At 69.3% G+C, this 19,497-nt stretch carries 12 protein-coding genes; 8 read left to right on the top strand and 4 right to left on the bottom strand.

The annotated features are described in order from the left end of the window. The first annotated feature begins 731 nt into the window (after nucleotides 1-731). The gene (locus AB0I82_RS03825; protein WP_363255440.1) at nucleotides 732-1,607 is read left to right on the top strand and encodes a glycosyltransferase; all 876 of its coding nucleotides are present in this window, start codon (nucleotides 732-734) and stop codon (nucleotides 1,605-1,607) included. 168 nt (nucleotides 1,608-1,775) lie between these two features. On the opposite strand, the gene katG is transcribed toward AB0I82_RS03825, so the two are convergent. The 3 genes from katG to AB0I82_RS03810 form a co-directional block, all read right to left on the bottom strand. Then, the gene (katG, locus tag AB0I82_RS03820) at nucleotides 1,776-3,935 is read right to left on the bottom strand and encodes a catalase/peroxidase HPI (protein WP_363256061.1); all 2,160 of its coding nucleotides are present in this window, start codon (nucleotides 3,933-3,935) and stop codon (nucleotides 1,776-1,778) included. Nucleotides 3,936-4,465: 530 nt separating this feature from the next. After that, nucleotides 4,466-5,206: a class I SAM-dependent methyltransferase gene (locus AB0I82_RS03815; protein WP_363255439.1), complete on the bottom strand. Its 741-nt coding sequence runs from the start codon at nucleotides 5,204-5,206 to the stop codon at nucleotides 4,466-4,468. A 123-nt stretch (nucleotides 5,207-5,329) separates the two neighbouring features. After that, nucleotides 5,330-6,127 carry a VOC family protein gene (locus AB0I82_RS03810; protein WP_363255437.1) on the bottom strand — a complete coding sequence of 266 codons (798 nt, stop codon included), beginning with the start codon at nucleotides 6,125-6,127 and terminating at the stop codon, nucleotides 5,330-5,332. Nucleotides 6,128-6,318: 191 nt separating this feature from the next. Here AB0I82_RS03810 and AB0I82_RS03805 point away from each other — a divergent pair, with 191 nt between their 5' ends. Together AB0I82_RS03805 and AB0I82_RS03800 are read left to right on the top strand one after the other, a co-directional pair. Next, entirely contained in the window at nucleotides 6,319-8,802 is a 2,484-nt protein-coding gene (locus AB0I82_RS03805) for a SpoIIE family protein phosphatase (protein WP_363255436.1), read from the top strand. Nucleotides 8,803-8,927: 125 nt separating this feature from the next. Next, a complete protein-coding gene (locus AB0I82_RS03800; RefSeq protein ID WP_363255435.1) occupies nucleotides 8,928-10,451 on the top strand; it encodes a GMC family oxidoreductase N-terminal domain-containing protein in 1,524 nt (507 codons plus the stop codon). Nucleotides 10,452-10,490: 39 nt separating this feature from the next. Here the strand turns inward: AB0I82_RS03800 and AB0I82_RS03795 are convergent, their stop codons facing one another. Next, nucleotides 10,491-11,873: a lipase family protein gene (locus AB0I82_RS03795; protein ID WP_363255434.1), complete on the bottom strand. Its 1,383-nt coding sequence runs from the start codon at nucleotides 11,871-11,873 to the stop codon at nucleotides 10,491-10,493. A 217-nt stretch (nucleotides 11,874-12,090) separates the two neighbouring features. Here AB0I82_RS03795 and AB0I82_RS03790 point away from each other — a divergent pair, with 217 nt between their 5' ends. From AB0I82_RS03790 to AB0I82_RS03770, 5 genes are all read left to right on the top strand, one after another. After that, nucleotides 12,091-13,137 (top strand): hypothetical protein, encoded by a 1,047-nt coding sequence (locus AB0I82_RS03790; RefSeq protein ID WP_363255433.1) that lies wholly within the window; start codon nucleotides 12,091-12,093, stop codon nucleotides 13,135-13,137. A 13-nt stretch (nucleotides 13,138-13,150) separates the two neighbouring features. Further along, nucleotides 13,151-14,722, top strand: a complete 1,572-nt coding sequence (locus AB0I82_RS03785) for a CHAT domain-containing protein (protein WP_363255432.1) — start codon at nucleotides 13,151-13,153, stop codon at nucleotides 14,720-14,722. Nucleotides 14,723-14,783: 61 nt separating this feature from the next. After that, nucleotides 14,784-17,504 carry a tetratricopeptide repeat protein gene (locus tag AB0I82_RS03780; protein WP_363255431.1) on the top strand — a complete coding sequence of 907 codons (2,721 nt, stop codon included), beginning with the start codon at nucleotides 14,784-14,786 and terminating at the stop codon, nucleotides 17,502-17,504. Beyond that, nucleotides 17,497-19,233 (top strand): FHIPEP family type III secretion protein, encoded by a 1,737-nt coding sequence (locus AB0I82_RS03775; RefSeq protein WP_363255430.1) that lies wholly within the window; start codon nucleotides 17,497-17,499, stop codon nucleotides 19,231-19,233. Before AB0I82_RS03780 ends, AB0I82_RS03775 begins: the two co-directional genes overlap by 8 nt. Then, complete coding sequence (locus AB0I82_RS03770; protein WP_363255429.1) at nucleotides 19,230-19,487, top strand: hypothetical protein; 258 nt, start codon at nucleotides 19,230-19,232, stop codon at nucleotides 19,485-19,487. Before AB0I82_RS03775 ends, AB0I82_RS03770 begins: the two co-directional genes overlap by 4 nt. Nucleotides 19,488-19,497: the final 10 nt, after the last annotated feature.

Genomic DNA, 19,497 nt, shown 5'->3' with positions numbered 1-19,497 from the left:
GGACGGTGCTGCACTATCTGGCCGTTCATTAGGCAAGTCATGTGTCGGGGTTGAAGTGTCGACTTCGAACAGGAAGCGGAACTTGGGCCAGATCTCGGTCGCGGACCGCCCGCGCTGCGCACGCCGCTCTCGCGCTTTCGCGCGCTGGGGCCCGCGGACCGCGACGTTCGATCTGCTTCCTTCCCCGCGACGTTCCCGGAGACGAAGTAACGCGGCTGACCGGCCTGCGGGTCCTACCGCCCTTCGATCAGGGCGTGGGCGCAATGCGCGGTACACGTCGATGATCCCGGTAATGGAAATGGCTCACGCGCGGCGCCCTCTTCCGGCCATTGCGCAAATGGCCGAAGCCACGCCCCCCGTATCGCGGACACCGTCCGTCGACTGCACGAGGTGCGCACGCCCCCTGCGGAGCTGTTGGCCCATCTCACCCAGCAGGTTCCTCGGCGGCGGAGAGACGAGGAAGATGCCTGCGATGTGGAGTCCGGCAAGGTGGATGGTCGCACCTCGCTTCGGGGGACGGTCCGCCAACAGCGGTTCGATCCGGGCCCGTTGGGCGTCAGCCAGCGGCACGGCCAGACCAACGATCCGATGATCTAATTGAAACGGCCTAGCGGCGCCGCAACCGGGTGAATGCCGGGCATAGCGGGGATTCCTTCCCGGTGAACGGAGGCCCGTCAAGGCCGATAGCATCGGGGGTTCGACGTGATGCCGAATGCTGGACGGAGTGGGTTGTGGCACGACCGCGTGTGGGTGTGGCGGTGCTGACGATGGGCAATCGGCCGGCCGAAGTGCGGGCTCTGCTCGACTCGGTGGCCAAGCAGAGCGAGACCGCCGCGCGAGTGGTCGTGGTCGGCAACGGCTCCCCGCTACCGGAGTACCCCGACTGGGTGACGACGGTGGAGCTGGCGGAGAACCTCGGCGTTTCCGGGGGCCGTAACGTCGCGATGGAACGGCTGCGGGCGTTCGGTGACGTGGATGTGCTGGTGGACCTGGACGATGACGGGCTGCTGGTGGACGCGGACGTCTTCCGGCGGATCGCCGATCTGTACGAGGCGGACCCGAAGCTCGGCATCGTGTCGTTCCGGATCGCGGACGAGACCGGCGAGACGCAGCGGCGGCATGTGCCCCGGCTCCGCGCGAAGGATCCGATGCGCCGGGGTCTGGTGACCACTTTCCTCGGAGGCGGGCACGCGCTGTCCATGCCGATGCTGGATCAGATCGGCGGGTGGCCGGAGGAGTTCTTCTTCACCCACGAGGAGACCGATCTGGCCTGGCGGGCGCTGGATGCGGACTGGAAGGTCCTGTACGAGCCGGAGCTGTTGCTCCAGCACCCGAAGACCAGCCCGGCCCGGCACGCGGTCTACTACCGGATGACGGCCCGCAACCGGGTCTGGCTCGCCAAGCGCCACCTGCCCGCTCTTCTCGTCCCCGTCTACCTGGGCATCTGGACTGTCCTCACCCTCGTCCGCACCCCCTCCCTGGGCGGCCTGCGAGCCTGGGCCGGCGGCTTCGTCGAGGGTGCGCGGGAGGCGTGCGGGGTGCGGCGTCCCATGCGCTGGTCCACGGTGTGGCGCATGACGCGCCTGGGCCGCCCGCCGGTCATCTGACCGCCCCCGTCGACAAAGCGATCCAGCGGCGCCAACCTCTGTTGTCCGCGCCCCGCTGTCGGCCCGCCGTGCCCAGCGGATCCGCCGATGCCGGAAGCCGTGGAGCCACGCCCGGTCGGCCAAAGAATGTCCCGGTCGGCCAATGCGTGGCCGACCGGGACATCGGGCTCAGGCGAGATCGAACCGATCGAGGTTCATCACCTTGTCCCACGCTGCCACGAAGTCACGTACGAACTTCTCTCCCGCGTCCTGGGACGCGTAGACCTCGGAGAAGGCACGGAGCTGGGAGTGCGAACCGAAGATGAGGTCGACGGCGGTGGCGGTCCACTTCACCTCGCCCGTGGCACGATCCCGGCCTTCGAACACGTTCTCATCCGAGGCCGACGTCTTCCACTCCGTACCCATGTCGAGCAGGTTGACGAAGAAGTCGTTGGTCAAGGTCTCCTGCCGGTGCGTGAAGACGCCGTGCGGGGAACCCTTGAAGCCGGTGTTCAGCGCCCGCATGCCGCCGATCAGCACCGTCATCTCGGGAGCGGTCAGTGCCAACAGGTTGGCGCGGTCCAGCAGGAGAGTCTCCGGTGACAACTTCTCTTCCGCCCGAAGGAAGTTGCGGAACCCGTCCGCCTTGGGTTCGAGCACGGCGAACGACTCCACGTCGGTCTGCTCCTGCGAGGCGTCCGTGCGCCCCGGTGCGAACGGGACCGTGATGTCGTACCCGGCGTTCTTCGCGGCCTGCTCGACGGCCGCGCACCCGCCCAGGACGATCAGGTCGGCGAGGGACACCTTCTTGCCGCCGGTGGCCGAGCCGTTGAAGTCCTGCTGGAGCTGTTCGAGGGTCCGCAACGCCTCGGCCACCTCGGGCAGGTCGTTGACCTCCCAGTCCTTTTGCGGCGCGAGCCGGATCCGCGCCCCGTTGGCCCCGCCGCGCTTGTCGGTGGCGCGGAAGCTCGCCGCCGCCGCCCAAGCGGTGGTGACCAGCTGGGAGATGGACAGTCCCGAGGCGAGGATCCGGCTCTTGAGAGCAGTGATGTCCGCGTCCGCGATCAGCTCGTGATCGACCTCGGGGACGGGGTCCTGCCACAGCTGCGGCTCGGGAATCCACGGACCGAGGTAGCGCGAGATCGGGCCCATGTCGCGGTGCAGCAGCTTGTACCACGCCTTGGCGAACGCCACCGCGAGCTTGTCCGGGTTCTCGTGGAAGCTCTTCGTGATCGGCGCGTAGACGGGGTCCAGCTTCAGCGCGAGGTCCGTCGTCAGCATCATCGGAGCGTGCCGCTTCGACGGATCATGAGCATCGGGCACGGTGTCCCTGGCCGACGGATCCGTGGGGGTCCACTGATGCGCACCGGCGGGACTGGTCGTCAGCTCCCAGTCGTACTTGTACAGGTTGTCCAGGTACCCGTTGTCCCACTTCGTCGGCTCGGAGGTCCATGCACCCTCCAGCCCACTGGTGAGCGCATGGGCGCCCTTGCCGCTGCCGTACGAGTTCGGCCAGCCGAGGCCCTGCTGCTCGATGGGGCAGCCCTCGGGTTCCGGGCCGATGTACTCGGGATCGACCGCACCATGACACTTACCGAACGTGTGGCCGCCGACGATGAGCGCAACCGTCTCCTCGTCATTCATCGCCATGCGCCCGAATGTCTCGCGAATGTCCCTAGCAGCAGCCATCGGATCCGGGTTGCCGTTGGGCCCCTCCGGATTGACGTAGATCAGCCCCATCTGCACGGCGCCCAAAGGACCGGCGAGTTCCCGGTCGCCGCTGTAGCGCTCATCTCCGAGCCAGGTGTCCTCGGGCCCCCAGAAGATTTCCTCGGGCTCCCAGATGTCCTCTCGCCCGAAGCCGAACCCGAACGTCTTGAACCCCATGGATTCCATGGCACAGTTGCCGGCGAAGACCAGAAGATCGGCCCAGGAGATTTTCCGGCCGTACTTCTGCTTGACCGGCCAGAGCAAACGGCGCGCCTTGTCGAGGCTCGCGTTGTCCGGCCAACTGTTGAGCGGGGCAAAGCGCTGAGCGCCGGCACCGCCACCGCCCCGGCCGTCGGCGATACGGTACGTTCCCGCGGCATGCCAGCTCATCCGGATGAAGAGCGGTCCGTAGTGGCCGTAGTCGGCAGGCCACCAGTCCTGCGACGCCGTCATCACCTCGAAGACGTCCTGCTTCAGTGCGTCGAGGTCCAGGGTCGCGAATTCTTCGGCGTAGTCGAAATCCGCGCCCATCGGATTGGACCGGGGACAGTGCTGGTGGAGAACCTGAAGGTCCAGCTGATTCGGCCACCAGTCCCGGTTCGTCCTGGGCCGAGCCGGCGTGGGGGCCGGGGAGGGGATTGCTGGGTTCTCGCTTTCGCTGCCGGACACGTCCGTCCTTCTTCCTGTCTCGGTGTTCCTTCTGCTGACTGCTTGTTCGTGACGTTGGTCGCTGATGTTGCTTGCTTGCCGGTGTCGAGTACCGTGCTCCGCGCGCGTAACGCGTCGTGGCACCCGCCGACTGGAAACGCCTGGCCAGACCCGCGGCAGTCAACGCGGGGCCGGCGGCCGGCGGAGATCATTCCTCCCGCACGACGCGGATGACCGTCCCTCTATCGGCGCCCGTATGGTCGCGCACCACAGAGCGCACCGCTACGAGAACACGCAGAGCACCCGCCACGAAACAAGCACTCAAACCCCGAACCCGTTCGGTCCTGCCTCAACGGCCGACGACGAATATCTGATCATCATGATCACCTCGCCGATGTGAAAAGCGGTTGGGCGCCGCCGCCGCTTGCGCCCGATCTGCGACTCGAAGCCGCCCGCCCTCGCCGGTCAGCGCGATGCCCACCAGCTGGGCCGCGCCGGCAGCCGCGCGGTGGCCGGCTGCCTCAGGTTGGCTTGCGCCAGACGGAGATGTGTTTTGGGGAGTCCTGGGTGAATGGGGTCCCGTTCCAGTCTGCGACACGGCGTTCCAGTTCGAGGCCGGCGATTCGGGCCATCAGGTCGAGTTCTGCCGGCCAGGCGTACCGGTGGCGGGAGCTGTCACGGCGGTAGCGGCCGTCTTCGCCATCGTGGGTGAGGTGGTGCGAGACGAGAATCTGTTCGACCAGGTCGAAGGTGTCGAAGCCGAGATGCCGCTCGGAGACGTCGAACGGCACCGCGACCTGGCCGGGCGGCAGAAATCGCAGTGGCGGCACGCCCAGCTCGATGACGAAGCGGCCGCCGGGTGCCAGATGCCGTGCGGCGTTGCGGAAGCACTCGACCTGCTCGTCCTGCGTGAGCAGGTTCGTGATGGTGTTGTAGACGAGGTAGACCAGGGTGAATTCGCCCGGGACGACGGTGGTGGCCATGTCGCCGATGGTTACCGGGAGCGTGTCCTCGTCGGTCTTGCGCCGCAGGACCGCTGCCATGTGCTCGGACAGTTCAATGCCCACCACCTGCACGCCGCGTTCCCGGAGCGGGACGCCCACCCGTCCGGTTCCGATGGCGAACTCCAGAGCCCGGCCGTCTCCGGCGAGCTCGGCGAGGAAGGCGAGAGTCGGTCCGAGGACGGCGGCCGAGGACATCTCGGTCTCCTCGGCGTCGTAGCGGTCGGCGGTCGCACGGGTCCACAGCTCACTGCTCGTCACGGGCGGACACTCTGCCGGGTACCCAGGCATGCTGTCGACGCATTTACCTCCTTCCCATTCCGTTCCGAAATTCCGTTCCGGATTCCGTTTCGAGCAGCCGGCTCACCTCATGAGCCCTCTACCTCAGCTCTCGGTCGGAGTAAGGGTGACGAAGTCTGCGTTCGAGGGGTCGAGGCAGACGGCCAGGCGGCCGACGCCTTCTGCGTTGTCGGGGCCCATCTGTACGCTGCCGCCGTTCTCGGTGACCTTGGCCACCGCGGTGTCGCAGTCGGGGACGTTGAAGACCGGGTGCCAGTACGGTCGTCCGTTTGCCAGGGCGAGGTGTTCCTTGGGGAGTTGCATGAGTCCGCCCTGCATGCGGTTCTCGGGCAGTCCGGCGGGGGTGATCAGGGAGTACGTGCCCCCGCCGCCGGGCAGCTCCATGTCGCTGAACTGCCAGCCGAAGATGCCGCCGTAGAACTCCTTCGCGGCCGTGGCGTCGCTGGTGTACAGCTCGGTCCAGGACAGCGAGCCCGGCTGGTCCACCAGCTCGAAGCCCTTGTCCGTGCCCGGCTGCCAGACGGCGAACTGGCCGCCCAGCGGGTCGCTGAACTGGGCCATCCGGCCCCAGTCGTCGAGGTCCATCGGCGCCACGCGCACCGTGCCGCCCGCGCGTTCGACGGCCTGGGTCGTGGCGTCCGCGTCGGTGACGCTGAAGTAGATCATCCAGGCCGGGCGCGCGCCCTGTTCGGTGAGCTTGCCGAGCCCGGCGACGATCTTGCCGTCCTTCCGGAACATGCCGCCTTCCATGTCCTCGCCCTCACCCATGGATTCGTACTCCCACCCGAGCACGGTGCCGTAGAAGGCCGCGGCGGCGCTGACGTCGGGAGCGCCGAGGTCGAGCCAGCAGGGGGAGCCGGGGACGAAGTCCGTGGTGATCATGGTGATGATTCCCTTCCGTGGATAGAGATAGAGATAGAGATGGAGACAGAGATGTAGGGCCTGTCTGTGTCCAGCGTTGCACCGGGCACTGACAAGCGCCCGTCAGCCGCTCTCCACGGGCGTCACGAGTTGCGTACGCTGTGTCGCCGTCCGACGATGGGCATCGGACACGCCCCGGGCAGGTTGATGCGATGAGTAACGCGTTGTATGCGCTGGGCAGCGGGTATCGCGGCCCCTTGGACGTCACCACCGCGGCCGTCGTCGTACTGAATGCCCGCGACACCGTCATCGGCTGGAGTCCGTCGGCGCAGGCCCTGCTCGGGTATCAGCGGAGCGAGATCGTGGGGCGTTCCTTCGCGTCCCTTTCCACAGAGTCCGGAGTGTCAGTGCCGGTGCCGGCTCCGGGGCAGCCGCTGGAGGTGCGGCACCGTAACGGGCGGGTCCTGCGGTTGGCGACAGAGGTCTGCTCACTGGGGTACGACCCGGAGTACGACGCCCCGGAACAGCCCGCCCGCGTCCTCCTGGCGGCCGACCTGGACGAACTGCGGCAGTGGGAGGCCGGCCAGGCGATGTTGCGCGGGCTGATCACCCAGTCGCCCGTAGGGCTGAACATCTACGACACCGAGCTGGGGGTCGTCTGGGCGAATACCGCGGCCGGCCGGGAGATGGCCGGACCGATCGCGCAGTACGTGGGCACGCACGTGGACGAGCTGTTCCCGGGCGGCGAGGTGCTCTCCGAAGACCAGCCGCGAACGCTGGAGCAGGTCGTACGACGGGTCCTCGCCACCGGCGAGACGGTCGTCGACCTGCACTACCGGGCCCGCTTGCTCTCCGACCCGGAGCAGGAACGCGTCTGGTCCTGCTCCTACTACCGGCTGCAGGACGCGTACGGCAATCCGCTGGGGGTGTGCGAGGAGTCCGTCGACATCACCGACAGGTACCAGGCTCAGCAGCGGCTGGACCTGCTGGTACGCGCCGGACAGGCGATCGGCACGACGCTGGATGTGACGGTGACGGCCCGCGAACTCGCCGAGGTGGCGGTACCGCGGTTCGCCGACGCGGTCACCGTCGATCTGCTGGAAGATGTCCTGAGTGCAGGTACGGATATGGGTACGGGCACGGGTACGGGTACGGGATCGCCGGTGCCCGGGGTGGCCGGCGCGTCTGGAGTACCCCGTCTGATTCGCGCACCGGACCGGCGGCCGAGCAACTATTCCGGCACGTCGCCACAGATGCGGAGCCTGCTCGCGGGCCACCCCGTGATGGAGCGGCTTGCGACGGACGAGGCTGCCGAGGGGCCATCCGGGACGGAGACCGCAGCCGCGGAGCGCCGCCCGGATTCCGTCCGCTGGGCGCTCGTCGTCCCGCTGCGGGCCGAGGAGACCGCGTTGGGAGTGGTGACGTTCCTGCGGGACGGGCGCCCCGGGGAGTTCGACGCCGGTGAGCGCGAGCTGGCCGACGAACTGGCCAAGCGCACCGCCGTATGCATCGACAACGCGCGACGCTTCGCCCGTGAGCGCGGCGCTGCCCTCACACTCCAGCGCAGCCTGCTGCCCAAGCTCCCGCCCTCGCAGACCGCGGTGGACCTGGCGTACCGCTATCTGCCCGCGGACAGCCGGGCCGGGGTCGGCGGGGACTGGTTCGACGTGATTCCGCTCTCGGGTACGCGGGTCGGCCTGGTCGTCGGAGACGTCGTCGGCCATGGGCTGGGGGCGGCCGCCACGATGGGCCGGCTGCGGACGTCCGTACGGGCACTGGCCCGGCTGGACCTGGCCCCCGACGAGCTGCTCTCCCGCCTCGACGACCTCATCTGCCAGGTCGCCAAGGAGGACAAGGAAGAGCTCGTCGGCCGGGCCGCCAGGGAAAGCGAGGCCACCCGGAACAGTGCGTCCGAGGCGGACGGAGCCCGGGGCGCGACCTGCCTCTACGCCGTGTACGACCCGGTGTCGGGCAGGTGCAGCATGGCGAGTGCCGGGCATCTGCCTCCCCTGGTCGTCGCCCCCGGCACCGGACACGTCAGCCATCCGGACCTGGAGCCCGGGCCGCCCCTGGGGGTGGGCGGGCTGCCCTTCGAGAGCACGGAGGTCGAGCTGCCCGAGGGAGGCCTCCTCGTCCTGTTCACCGACGGTCTCGTCCACGCGGCCGACCGGGACGTCGATGCCGAGGTCCGCCGCCTCGGCGACATCCTCGCCGAGCCCGCGAGGCCTCTGGAGGAGCTGTGCGACCGTGCCGTGACGACGCTGCTGCCCGGACCGGTGTCGGACGACGCGGCCCTGCTCGTCGCCCGTACGCGACGACTCGGCCCGGAGCAGAGCATCGTATGGGAGTTCGAAGCCGATCCGGCGACCGTTGCCCAGGCGCGGAAGGCCACCACCGAGCAACTGGGCCGGTGGGATCTGGAGGAGCTCGCCTTCACCACGGAGCTGGTCGTCAGCGAGCTGGTGACCAACGCGATCCGGTACGCCGGCGGGCCGATCCAGCTCCGGCTCATCCGCGACCAGACCCTCATCTGCGAGGTCTCCGACACCGGTCACACCTCACCGCATCTGCGTCACGCGGCCAGTGACGACGAGGGTGGGCGCGGCCTCTTCCTCATCGCGCAGATGACCGGGCAGTGGGGCACGCGCTATACGCCGACCGGCAAAACCATTTGGGCCGAGCAGGCCCTTCCTTGAGAGACCGGCGACGCCGGCCAAGGGGGCTTCAGAGGCTGCCCGTTCGCTCGTTGGCGAGACGCGTGCTTCCCGCGCTCGTACTGTTTCCCGCAGTGTTGACGACGTTGCGGGAGGGGACAGTCGTGGTGAAGTCGCGTGCTGAGCACGATTTCGTGGTCGTGGGGGCCGGATCGGCCGGCAGTGTGATCGTTCGGCGGTTACTGGACGCGGGCCACTCGGTGCACGTTCTGGAGGCCGGACCGGTCGACGACGACGAGCGGGTGCACAGCCCGCTGGGCTGGCCGCAACTGCTGCAATCGCCGCTGGACTGGGCGTCTATGACGGTGCCTCAGAGGCACGCCAACAACCGGTCGTTGTACTGGCCGCGGGGTAAGGTGCTGGGCGGATCGAGTTCGCTCAACGGGATGATCTACATACGCGGGCACCGCAGCGACTACGACGCGTGGGCGTACGAGGGGTGCACCGGCTGGGACTGGGACAGCGTGCTCCCTCTGTTCAAGCGGTCGGAGGACCACGTCGACGGCGAGAGCGCGTGGCACGGCAAGGGCGGCCCCTTGCCCGTCAGCAGAATCACCGAACTGCACCCGACCGCAACTGCCTTCGTGGAGGCGGCCGTTGCCCTCGGGCATGAGCGGACGGACGACTTCAACGGCGATGACATGGTCGGCGTCGGTTTCAACCACGCGACCGTCCGCGACGGGCGCCGCATGAGCGCCTGGCAGAGCTTTGTCGCCCCGGTGCGGGACAACCCGTCCCTGACCGTGACCACCGGTGCCCGCGTGCACAGGGTCCTGTTGGAGGGCGGCCGGGCGGTCGGAGTCGAGTACGCCGCGGAGGGACGCCTGCATCGCGCCCACGCCGCCGCCGAGGTGGTACTGAGCGGCGGCGTCATCGGTTCGGCGCAGGCCCTGTTGCTGTCCGGTATCGGCCCCGCCGCGCACCTCCGCGAGGTCGGCGTCGACATCGCCGTGGATCTGCCGGGCGTCGGGGAGAATCTGCACGACCATCTGCTCGTGAGCAATGTGTACGAGGCGTCCCGCCCGCTGCCGCCCGGCAAGGCGAACCTGCTCGAAAGCCAGCTCTTCACTTCCACCGACCCGCGCCGCCCCGGTCCCGACCTGCAGCCCGTGTTCCTGCACCTGGTCTACCCCGCCGAGTCGTACTCCGTGCCGGAGCACGGCTACACCATCGCCCCGGGCATCGTCAGGCCGCTGTCCCGCGGCACACTGCGGCTCGCCTCGGCCGATCCGGAGGCCGCGCCGCTGCTGGACCCGAACGTCCTCGCCGAGCGGTACGACCTCGAAGCGCTCGTCGACGCAGTGGAGTTGTGCCGGGAGATCGGTGGCCAGCGCGCCTTCGACGCCTGGCGCAAGGCGGAAGTGGCGCCCGGGCCGGAGGCACGCACCCGGGACGATCTGCGGGAGTACGTACGGCGTGCGGTCGGCACGTACCACCATCAGGTCGGCACCTGCAGGATGGGACAGGACAACCTCGCCGTCGTGGACCCCGAGCTGCGCGTGCGCGGCGTGCGGGGACTCCGCGTGGCGGACGCCTCGATCATGCCGTCCGTCCCCTCCGGCAACACCAACGCCCCGTCGATCATGATCGGCGAGAAGGCTTCGGATCTCCTCCTGGCCACCGCCTCATGACCCGTCACCCACGCCGTACCGTCTCTCGCCGTACTACCACTACCTGACGTCGCCGAACTCGCTCAGTACGCCCGAGGGGGCCAGGCGGGAGATGTAGTGCGTCGGCATGTGGTCGTCGAAGGAGTACTTGAACGGCAGGGTCCGCGTCAGGTTGAGTTTGACGGCGACGAACGCGAGGGGTGCCACGAGTGTGAAGCCGGACAGGTTCTGCATCGAGCCCGAGCGGGCCGCGCCGGTGCGCTCGTGCCACCCCTCGTGCCGCTGCGGCGGCACGCTCGTCGCCCACCGCGCGGCCGCGCCCATCCACCGCAGAGCCTGCTTCGGCAGGCAACATCCCACCCGTAATACGTCGCGACCGATCGATTCGTAGGCAGGGACCGCCGGGTCGGGTCGTGGCCCTTGGAGCAGCTCTCCCAGGGTCTCCAGGATGTCGCCCGGGAGTGACGCCAGCTCGTCGACCGCGTCGCTGAGCCGGGAGAACGCCGTATTCACCGGGCTCATGGCCTTCTCGTACCGGAATTCGCGTCCGAACGGCGCGTACCGGCCGACGGGGCGGGGCGGGAGATGCGGTACGGCGTCGCGGAAGTAGACATAGCGCAATACGCGGTCGCGGAGCACGTGGATGCCGCGGTTGTCCACCGCCTGCTCGCAGGCGTGGGCGAAACCGGGATCGCCGATCAGGGGCTGCCCGAAGGTGTAGACGGCTTCGAGCTTGTCGGCGATGTGCCTGTACACGGGCTCCTTGACCAGCACGACTGCCATGAGCGCGGCCATGGCGCCGCCGAGGCTGTGCCCGGTGATGTACAGCTTCTGCAGTTTCTCGCCTGCGTCGTCCCCGTCCTCGGGCAGGATGGACTGCCCCTTGACGGCCCTGTCCAGCGCCTCGATGACCAGGTGGCGCGTCACACGCATGTTGCGGTAGAAGCCGGCGTGGACGTAGTGCTCGGTACCGTCGAGGTCGATGGAGAGCCGCTCCGGGGAGACGTCTGCGTCGGCGAGGTAACTGATGACGTCTTCCGGTTGCGTACCCCGGTAGCAGAGGATGGCCACTCGGCGGTCCTCACTCTGTACGAGATACGCCGTGGAGGCTACGAACAGCGCGTCCACCCGCTGTTCAAATGCTTGGCAGCGATTGCGCTGCAGCCCCATCCGCTCCATGATCATTTGCACTGTCCGCGGGTCTGCGTGCGGCATGGGACCGGCATAGGAGTACGCGGAACAGGTCGCCATCACATGCGGGACGATGCCGCTCGGGTCCGGGTGCTTGGTGACCGAGAGCAGGTAGTCGGTCAGGCCGGGGTAGACGGGGAAGCTGCCCGGTGTGCGCAGTGTCGCGTCGGGCGGCTTGAGCGGACGGAGTCCGGCAGAACGCTGATCACGGTGTCCGGCAGCACCAGAACCGTTGGCCTCGGCTTCATGCATGGCAGCCTCACTCGACATGGCTCACTCGACAGGGCCGCTGAAGCAGCATCGGTGAAGTACGAGCACACCACCGGCCGGCTTGGGCGTCAATCGGGTCGTTGGGCCCGTGTGCCTGCACGTCCTTCGTGCTCCGACAGAGCTCTCCCTGTTCCCGGCCAGTGGGGCTAAAGTTGGACAAGGCGCCGCCTTCCAGGGGGAGGAGAGGGGGTGGTGCGTGATGAGTGTTGCGGACAGTCTCAGTGCACTGCGGGACGCGGTGCGGGAGTTGGTGCGAGCGCCGGCGCGGCCGCCGTTGTGGACATGTATCGATCCCGCGCGGGTGGACCGGCCACCGGACCCCGGGACACTCGACCCCGGACGGGACTACTTCGAGGTCCGGATCAATCATCTCCACCTCGCTCACGGACAGAAGTGGTTCAGTCAGTTCACCCCGGTCGTGTTCATCGCCGTCGAGTTCGTGCACGACGGTGCCCAGGTCGTCGTGCCCGCCATGGTCGGCCCGGGGCTCATCCAGCGGCACGGCGTGGAGACACCGCAGGGGATCGTGGTCGCCAACACCCGTGTCGCCGGGCCGCAGCCCACCCCGCCCGGTGGCCTCGCGCTCTCCGTCGTGCTGTACCGGCTGCAGACCGGCAACACCGCCCAGCCGTTCCTCGACGTGCTGCAGGGCGCCGCCGGGTCCCTCGACCTGGTGGCCGGAATCGCTCCGTACACCGCGCTGGCCAAGGTGGTCGTGGGCGGGGTGGACGCCCTGGTGGGTGGCGACCAGCCGGTGCTCGCCCGGCGGGACGAGTTCGAGCCCGGCCTGCGCCCCGCGCATTACGCGCTGGTCGATCCCGGAGACGGGATCGACCCGGCGGGCCTGCACGTCAGGGAGGGGGAACTCGCACAGCGCGTGAACGGCCGGCTGGTGCCGCTGCGCGAGGTGGACTACGTCCTCTACAGCGTGGCACGGGTGCGTCCGGAGAATGTGGATGTCACCCGGCTCCCGCTGTACCGCGTGTGGCAGGACGTCGTGCAGCAGGCAACGGAAGCGGTCACCGACGAACGGTGGCTCGGGACCAAGGCCGGCATGGCCACGCTCACCGGCCTGCTGTACTCCAGCCCCGACCTGACGTGGGAGCACGCCGACTCGCTGCGGGAGCAGTGGACGGGCACCATGGTGGACCTGCGTGAGCGGGCCCTCCGCCTCGCCCACCTTTCGGACGCAGGGACTGCGCCGGACCCGGCCCGCGCCCGGGCCCTCGCGGTGTTGGATCTGTAGGCGGAGGCGCGCCATGGTCACCGCCACGCTCACGCTGCTCGACGACTCCCACGGCGAGTACGAGGACGACGTCCTCTACCGGCGTGAGGTGGACAAGCACGTACGTGCTCCGCTGGGCGGCGGCCGGCTCCTGCATGACACAGTAAAGGTGCTGAACCGATGGGTGGCCGACTACGAGCACTGCCGGCGCGATGAATTCACCCTGCTCGGCCGGTGCCTGTACGCCATCGCCTTCGGGACGGACGACCAGGGCCCGCAGGGCGGTGCTCCCTTGCTGCGACAGGCCTTCGAGGAGGCCTACGCCCTGTACACGAAGCACCGCGATCTCGGGCGCGCGTTCTTCCGGCTGCGCCTCGTCATCCGCCGCGAGGCACGGGAACTGGGCCGCTACCCCTGGGAGTTCCTCTTCATGCCCCGTCCGGAAGGGGGCGGGTTCTTCCTCGCCGGTGAACACACCGAACTGGTGCTGAGCAGGTACGTCCCCAACAACGACGTCCTTGTTCCGGAGGCGGATGGGACCCCGCTGCGGATTCTCGTGGTGGACTCCCGCCCGAACTCCCCGGGCCTGGCTCAAGCCAAGCCGGACAACCTGATCGAGGCTGTCGAGAAGCTGCGCTCCGCCGACACCGTGGTGGACGTCGTGGATTCCCCGACTCGTACCCAGCTGCGCGCCAAGATCCTCGAACGGCCCACGCACATCCTGCACTTCATCGGGCACGGCCGAGCAGGGGCACTCGCCCTCAAGAAGGACGAGAAGGAGCTGCGGGCCGCCCGTGCCCTCCTCGAAGCTCGCCGCGCCAAGGGCGGCGACCTCACGGAGAAGGTCGACGAGGCGGACTGGGCCGACAGCGTGTCCGTCTGCAATCTGCTGCGCTCCGGACTGGACAGTCCGCCCGGGTCTTCCGATGTGCGTCCCTGTGGTCGGCTGATCTTCCTGCACGCTTGCGAAGGGGCACGCCCCGACGCCACCGAGGATTCGCTGCGCAGTTTCAGCAGCATCGCCCGTGATCTCGCCGACGGCGAGCGGGTCGCTGCCGTGGTGGCGATGCAGTACGACATCGGCATCGACGACGCCGAGCGCTTCGCCGTCCACTTCTACTCCCAACTGAGGGCCGGCAGCTGGCTGGACGAGGCCGTGAGCCTGGCCCGGTGCGAGCTCGGAGCGATGCCGGGGCGCGGTCGTAACACATTGGACCACCGCTGTTTCGGCACTCCTGTGATCTATGTGCGGCAGGAGTCGGCCTTCGCCCGGTACGCCGAGAGGTGGAAGAGCTCCCGGGGCGACAGCCAGGGTGTGGCGAGTGGGACGGCGCCCGAGGGCAATAAGCGCTGCCCGAACACCAACTGCCGGGACACCTTCCTCATCCCGGGCCAGACGCGGTGCCACGTGTGCAGCTCGCAGGTGACGGACTGCCCCGTGCTCGGCTGCTCGGGTCTGGTCATGACAGCGCCCGGCTCCGAGTGCACCGAGGGCGACTTCAGGATGCCCGGCCGAAAGGAGCGCGTGGTCAGCGACGCACGCGAGCAGGACGCCGCCGGAGCCGCGCGCCGTCCGCGCACCGCGCCGAGGCCCGCAGGGTTCTGACCATGACCGTGACACCCGCTGCGACGCAGCCACGCAAGAGGACACCCCCATAGGAGGGACGATGTCCACTGCCCCGGTCCCCACCGCGTCCCTCCGCACCATCAGGGCGGACGCCTTCCGCGACGCCGCCCTCTCCGATGCGGACATGCACCGCGCCGCCGAGGCCCTGGAACCGCTGCGTGGCACGCCCGGTGACCGGGCCGAGGTGTACCGGATGCTGGAGCGACTGGACGCCTGCGCGGCGGAGTCGGCCGGTCAGCCACTGCTGCCGGTGCTCAATGCGGTACGCCACCGGGTCGTCGAGGTGCTGTGCGACACCGTGACCACCGACGTACGCACCGCACTGGAGCGCGGGCCGGAAGCCGGAGTGCAGGAGTGGCTGCAGTGCTACGCGGAGGCGATGACGAACTTCCGGGAGCCGGTGAACCACCACCTCCTCGACGCGTGGCTGCCGGCCGCCGTGCGGCACCGCCTCCGGCTGCCGGACCTGGTGAGGTGGACCGATGACGCGTACGCGCGGCGGTGGGTACGGTCCCGTCCGCTGCTGGAATACCTGCTCGATGCCGCGCAGTACCGCCCCTGCGTCCAGGTCGAGCTGCTGACCACGGCCGGAGAGCTGGCGCTGTACCTGCAGGGGGATCGTGAGCGGGCCAGGCACTGCTTCGACACCGCTGTGCGGGTGGGCCCGGAGGAGCCACGGGCCTGGGACGGCTTGGGACAATGGCTGCAGGCGGAAGGAGACCCGGACGGTGCGGAGAAGGCGTACCGGCGCGCCATCGAGGCGTGTCCGGAGCGCAACAGTGGGCACTACCGGCTCGGCCAGCTGGCCGAGGAGCGCGAAGAATTCGAAGCCGCCGAGGAGCATTATCTGCGCGCCGTCGAGACCGTGGGCTGCGACTCGGAGCACTACCGGTCGCTGATCGCGCTCTATGGCCGGCCTGAGCTGTACGAACACCGCAAAGGCCGGATCGAGCGGCTCGCCGCGCAGGCCAACGCGGCAGAGCCCGCCTGCCGGTACGAAACCCTCGTCGAACTCGGCAGGGCGTACGCGACCAACGGTGAACTCGAGCGGGCGAGACGGCACTTGCGCACCGCGGTCTATCTTCGCCCGAAGGCGTACAGCGCCCGTTGGGAGCTGGCCGATGTGTACCGCGTGGAGAACGACCTCGACCGTGCCGTGCGGGAGTGCCGGTGGGTGCTCCGGCAGGAGCCGGGATACTGGCCCGCCGTCTACCAGCTCGCGACGGTCTGTGCGGACCGACAGGACTGGGACCGTGCCATCGAGCTCTACGAGCAGGCCCTGACCTATCGTCCGCCACGGCTGGAGCCGTACCTCTACGGCGGCATCGCGATGGCGCATCTCGGCGCCGGCCGGCACGGGCGGGCGGACGTCGTCGCCCTCAACGGCCTGCGACTGTTTCCGGACAGTGCCTACTTGGTGCAAACAGCGGAGGAAATCGTCGAGCGGACGGCCGAGACGGAAGGGGAAGAGGCAGCCGAGCGGTTGCTGCGCGATGTCCGTGACATCAAGGGGAAGGACTACGAGGCGCAGTACCAGCACAGCCTCGTACGGCTGTACTGGGACGGGCCCGACTGGGACCGTGCGCGCGCGGCGCTGGAGCAGGCGCACGCGCTGGACAAGGACGACGCCTTGTACCGGGAACAGCTGGGCTCGCTGCTGAACCGGAAAGCCAACCGGGCCTACGAAAAGGACCGCTTCGCCGAAGCCGTCGATGACTACCGCGCGGCGCTGGAGCAGCTGCCCGAGGACGACGTGATCCACTCCAATCTGGCGCGCGCCCTGGAGCAGGGAATGAAGCAGGGCGGGCGGCGGGCGTCCGCCCTGCGCGAGGCCGTCGCCGCCATCACCCGGGCCGCTGAGCTGTCCGACGACCCGGAGTACAAGGTGCGCCGCTCCAAGCTGGAGTGGCTGGAGGACCTCGTGCGGCGGTACGGCGAACTCGTCGCGACGCCCGCGACGGGCGCCCCGGTCCGGATCGCCGTCGCCGACGACCTGGTGCCGCTGGTCAACCCGGCGGAGGGCGAGCGCGGCCGCAGATTCATGTTCGAGGACGTGCCCGCGGCGCGCGACCGGATACGGGAGGCGACGGGTTTTCCCGTGCACGGTTTCCGCTTCCGGGGCGGCCCCACCTTGGCCCCCGGCGGTTTCACGGTCAGCATTCAGGAGGACGAGGTGGCGCGGGGCACGGCCGCGGACCCGGTCTCGCTGCTCCGGCAGGTGTCGGCCGTGGTGCGGCAGCACGCCTGGCGGCTGCTGGGGTACGACGAGGCGGAGTGGTGGCTGGACGATGTCGCGCCCGGACGTCTGTCGCGGGACCGCCGGGGCCGGCGGATGGCCGCCACCCGGGTCCTGCGGGCGCTCGCCAGGGACGGCATACCGCTGACCCCCGAGGTGGTGGAGGTGCTGGCGGACAGCCCGGAGCTGGAGACGGCACCGGCGCGGACCGTGCGCCAGGTGCGGACCGAATTGCGCGCCACCCTGCCGGGGAACGCGGCCACCCGCCGCGTGCCGGTGCCGGAGTGGCTGGCGGAGTCCGGGCCGCTGCCGCTCGCCCCGGCGGACGAGCACCGGCTCGCCACGGAGCTGTGCGACCTCCTCGACGGCGAAGACGCCCCCGACCACGACGGCCGGATTGCCTTCGTCGCCTCGGACCCGGAACTGCGCCCGTGGTTGCAACGGTTCGCCGAGGGGGCCATCGGTCCCGGACAGGACCGGTGCGCGGGTGTGCTGGACACCGGCGAAGGAGCGAGCGATGAATGACGCCGTCGTCTGTCCGGTCAGGGTGTCGGTGCGTGGACCGCTGGCCTCGTGGCTGAGCACGGGATCCGGCAGGAAGCGGTGCTCCGGCGAAGTCGCCGCCCGGCTGGATCAGGTACTCCTGGATCTGGGCGTACCGGGCAGGACCGAGGCACAGGTCAGCGTGGTGCCACCGGAGTCGGCACCCGATCAGGCTCCGGCTCCCGAGGACTGGATCCAGCTGCATGTGTGCGAGGAGCGGTGCCGTTACCCGGCCGAACTCCTCGCCCGGCTGGCCGCCGCGCCGGACGGACGACAGCCCGAGAGCGTGCATCCGCCGCTGCCGGACTCGTGGTCGCGGCACGGCGGTGCCGCACCGGAGGAACGCGCTGCCGCGCTGGTGGCGGCGGTGTGCGCCGAGGCGGTCAAGCTGCGGCCCGCTGTTCTGCTCGGTCCGCAGCAGCTCGCGCGCGTCCGCGCACGGTACGCAAGCGCCGCTGCCGCCTCGCCGGACGGGTTGGCCGGTGTCCTGTCGGTACTGCTCGACCACGGCATCACCATCGACGATGTGACACCCCTCGGGGAAGACGCCGGAGGCTCCCGACAGACCGACCCGACGACTGTCGTGGAGTCGCTGCTGTCCAAGCTGTCCGCCCGTTTCGTGGACGTGCTGGTCCCCGAGGAGATCGCTCCGCTGCTGGGAAAGGGAGACGTGGGCGACGATACCGACCTGCTGGGCCGGGTGGCCGTCGAGATGTTCGAAGAACATGGACTGCTGACCCCGGCCATACGGGTGGTACCACCGGACGGCATCCCGGCCGGGTGCTTCGCGTTCCGGCTGAACTCCCTGGTGACCGCGCCGTACGCGGTTCTCGGTACGGACGAGGTCATGGTGAACGGCACCCCCGAAGACCTCGCCCACCTTGGAGTCGCGGCCCGTCCGGCGGTGAATCCGACCACCGGACTCCCCGGAGCGCTGGCTCCGGCCGCGGCGTCCCGGCAGCTGGCGGACAGCGGCTGGACCGTCCGGACGCCGGCGGAGCACATCGCGCTCTGCCTGGTGCAGGAGCTGCGCAGCCGGGCCGGCTGGCTGGTCCACCGGAACAAGGTGCAGGCCCAGCTCGATGTGCTGGAAGACGTGCTGCCCGCCGTGGTGGGCGCCGCACGGACCCGTGTCGACGCCGGCGAACTGGCGGTGCTGCTGCGGTCCTTGGCGACCGACGGCGTGTCGCTGCGCGATCTGTCACCACTGCTGGAGCGGATCATCGACGCCGGTTATGCGGGACCACGGCCCGACTCCGACCGCTTCCTGCTGCTGGACGATCCGGTCACCGCGGCCCGTACGGGCGTGGCGACCGGACCCGGCGACCCGGCATGGCTGGAGGCGTTCGTCCGTACCGGGCTGCGGTGCCAGATCGCCGCCCAGCACTCGGGAGGGCAGAACGCCCTGACGGCCTGTCTCCTGGCCCCGGAAATCGATGAGTTGCTGCGACAGCACTCCCATGCGGACCGCTGCGGCCGCGAGGAGACGGAGGACCGGGTGATCGAGGCCGTACGGGCGGAACTCGCACTGCTGCTGCCGACGGTACGCGCACCGGTCCTGCTGGTCGACGACGACATTCGCCCGGTGCTGCGGCGGATACTGGCCTGTGTGCTGCCCCGGACGAGTGTCGTGGGGTACGGGGATCTGCCGCCGGACTTCAACATCCAGTGCGTGAGCCGGATCCAGCTCGCGGAACGGGAGACGGCATGAGCACGGGAGCGCGTACCGACGGCAGCAGCGAGCCGCGACCGGGCTGGTACGGGCGGTGTCCGTGCGGGGGCGTCTATGAGGAGTGCCGGGTACAGATACAGATCATCGACCCGCAAGGCACCGAACATCTGCTGACGAAGGTGCCACAGGGGCGCTGCCCCATCTGCGCCATGCGCGTGTACAAGCTCGCCGTCCTGCAGCGGATCGAGGGCGTGTACAAGGACGCGCTCCTGGGGCGGCGGCCGGATGACTGACGACAGGGTC

Origin of the sequence: Streptomyces sp. NPDC050315 (assembly GCF_040655775.1) — a bacterium.
Lineage (GTDB): Bacteria > Actinomycetota > Actinomycetes > Streptomycetales > Streptomycetaceae > Streptomyces.
The sequence above is the reverse complement of the archived record's forward strand: the minus strand, read 5'-3'. Positions and strand labels throughout refer to the sequence as shown.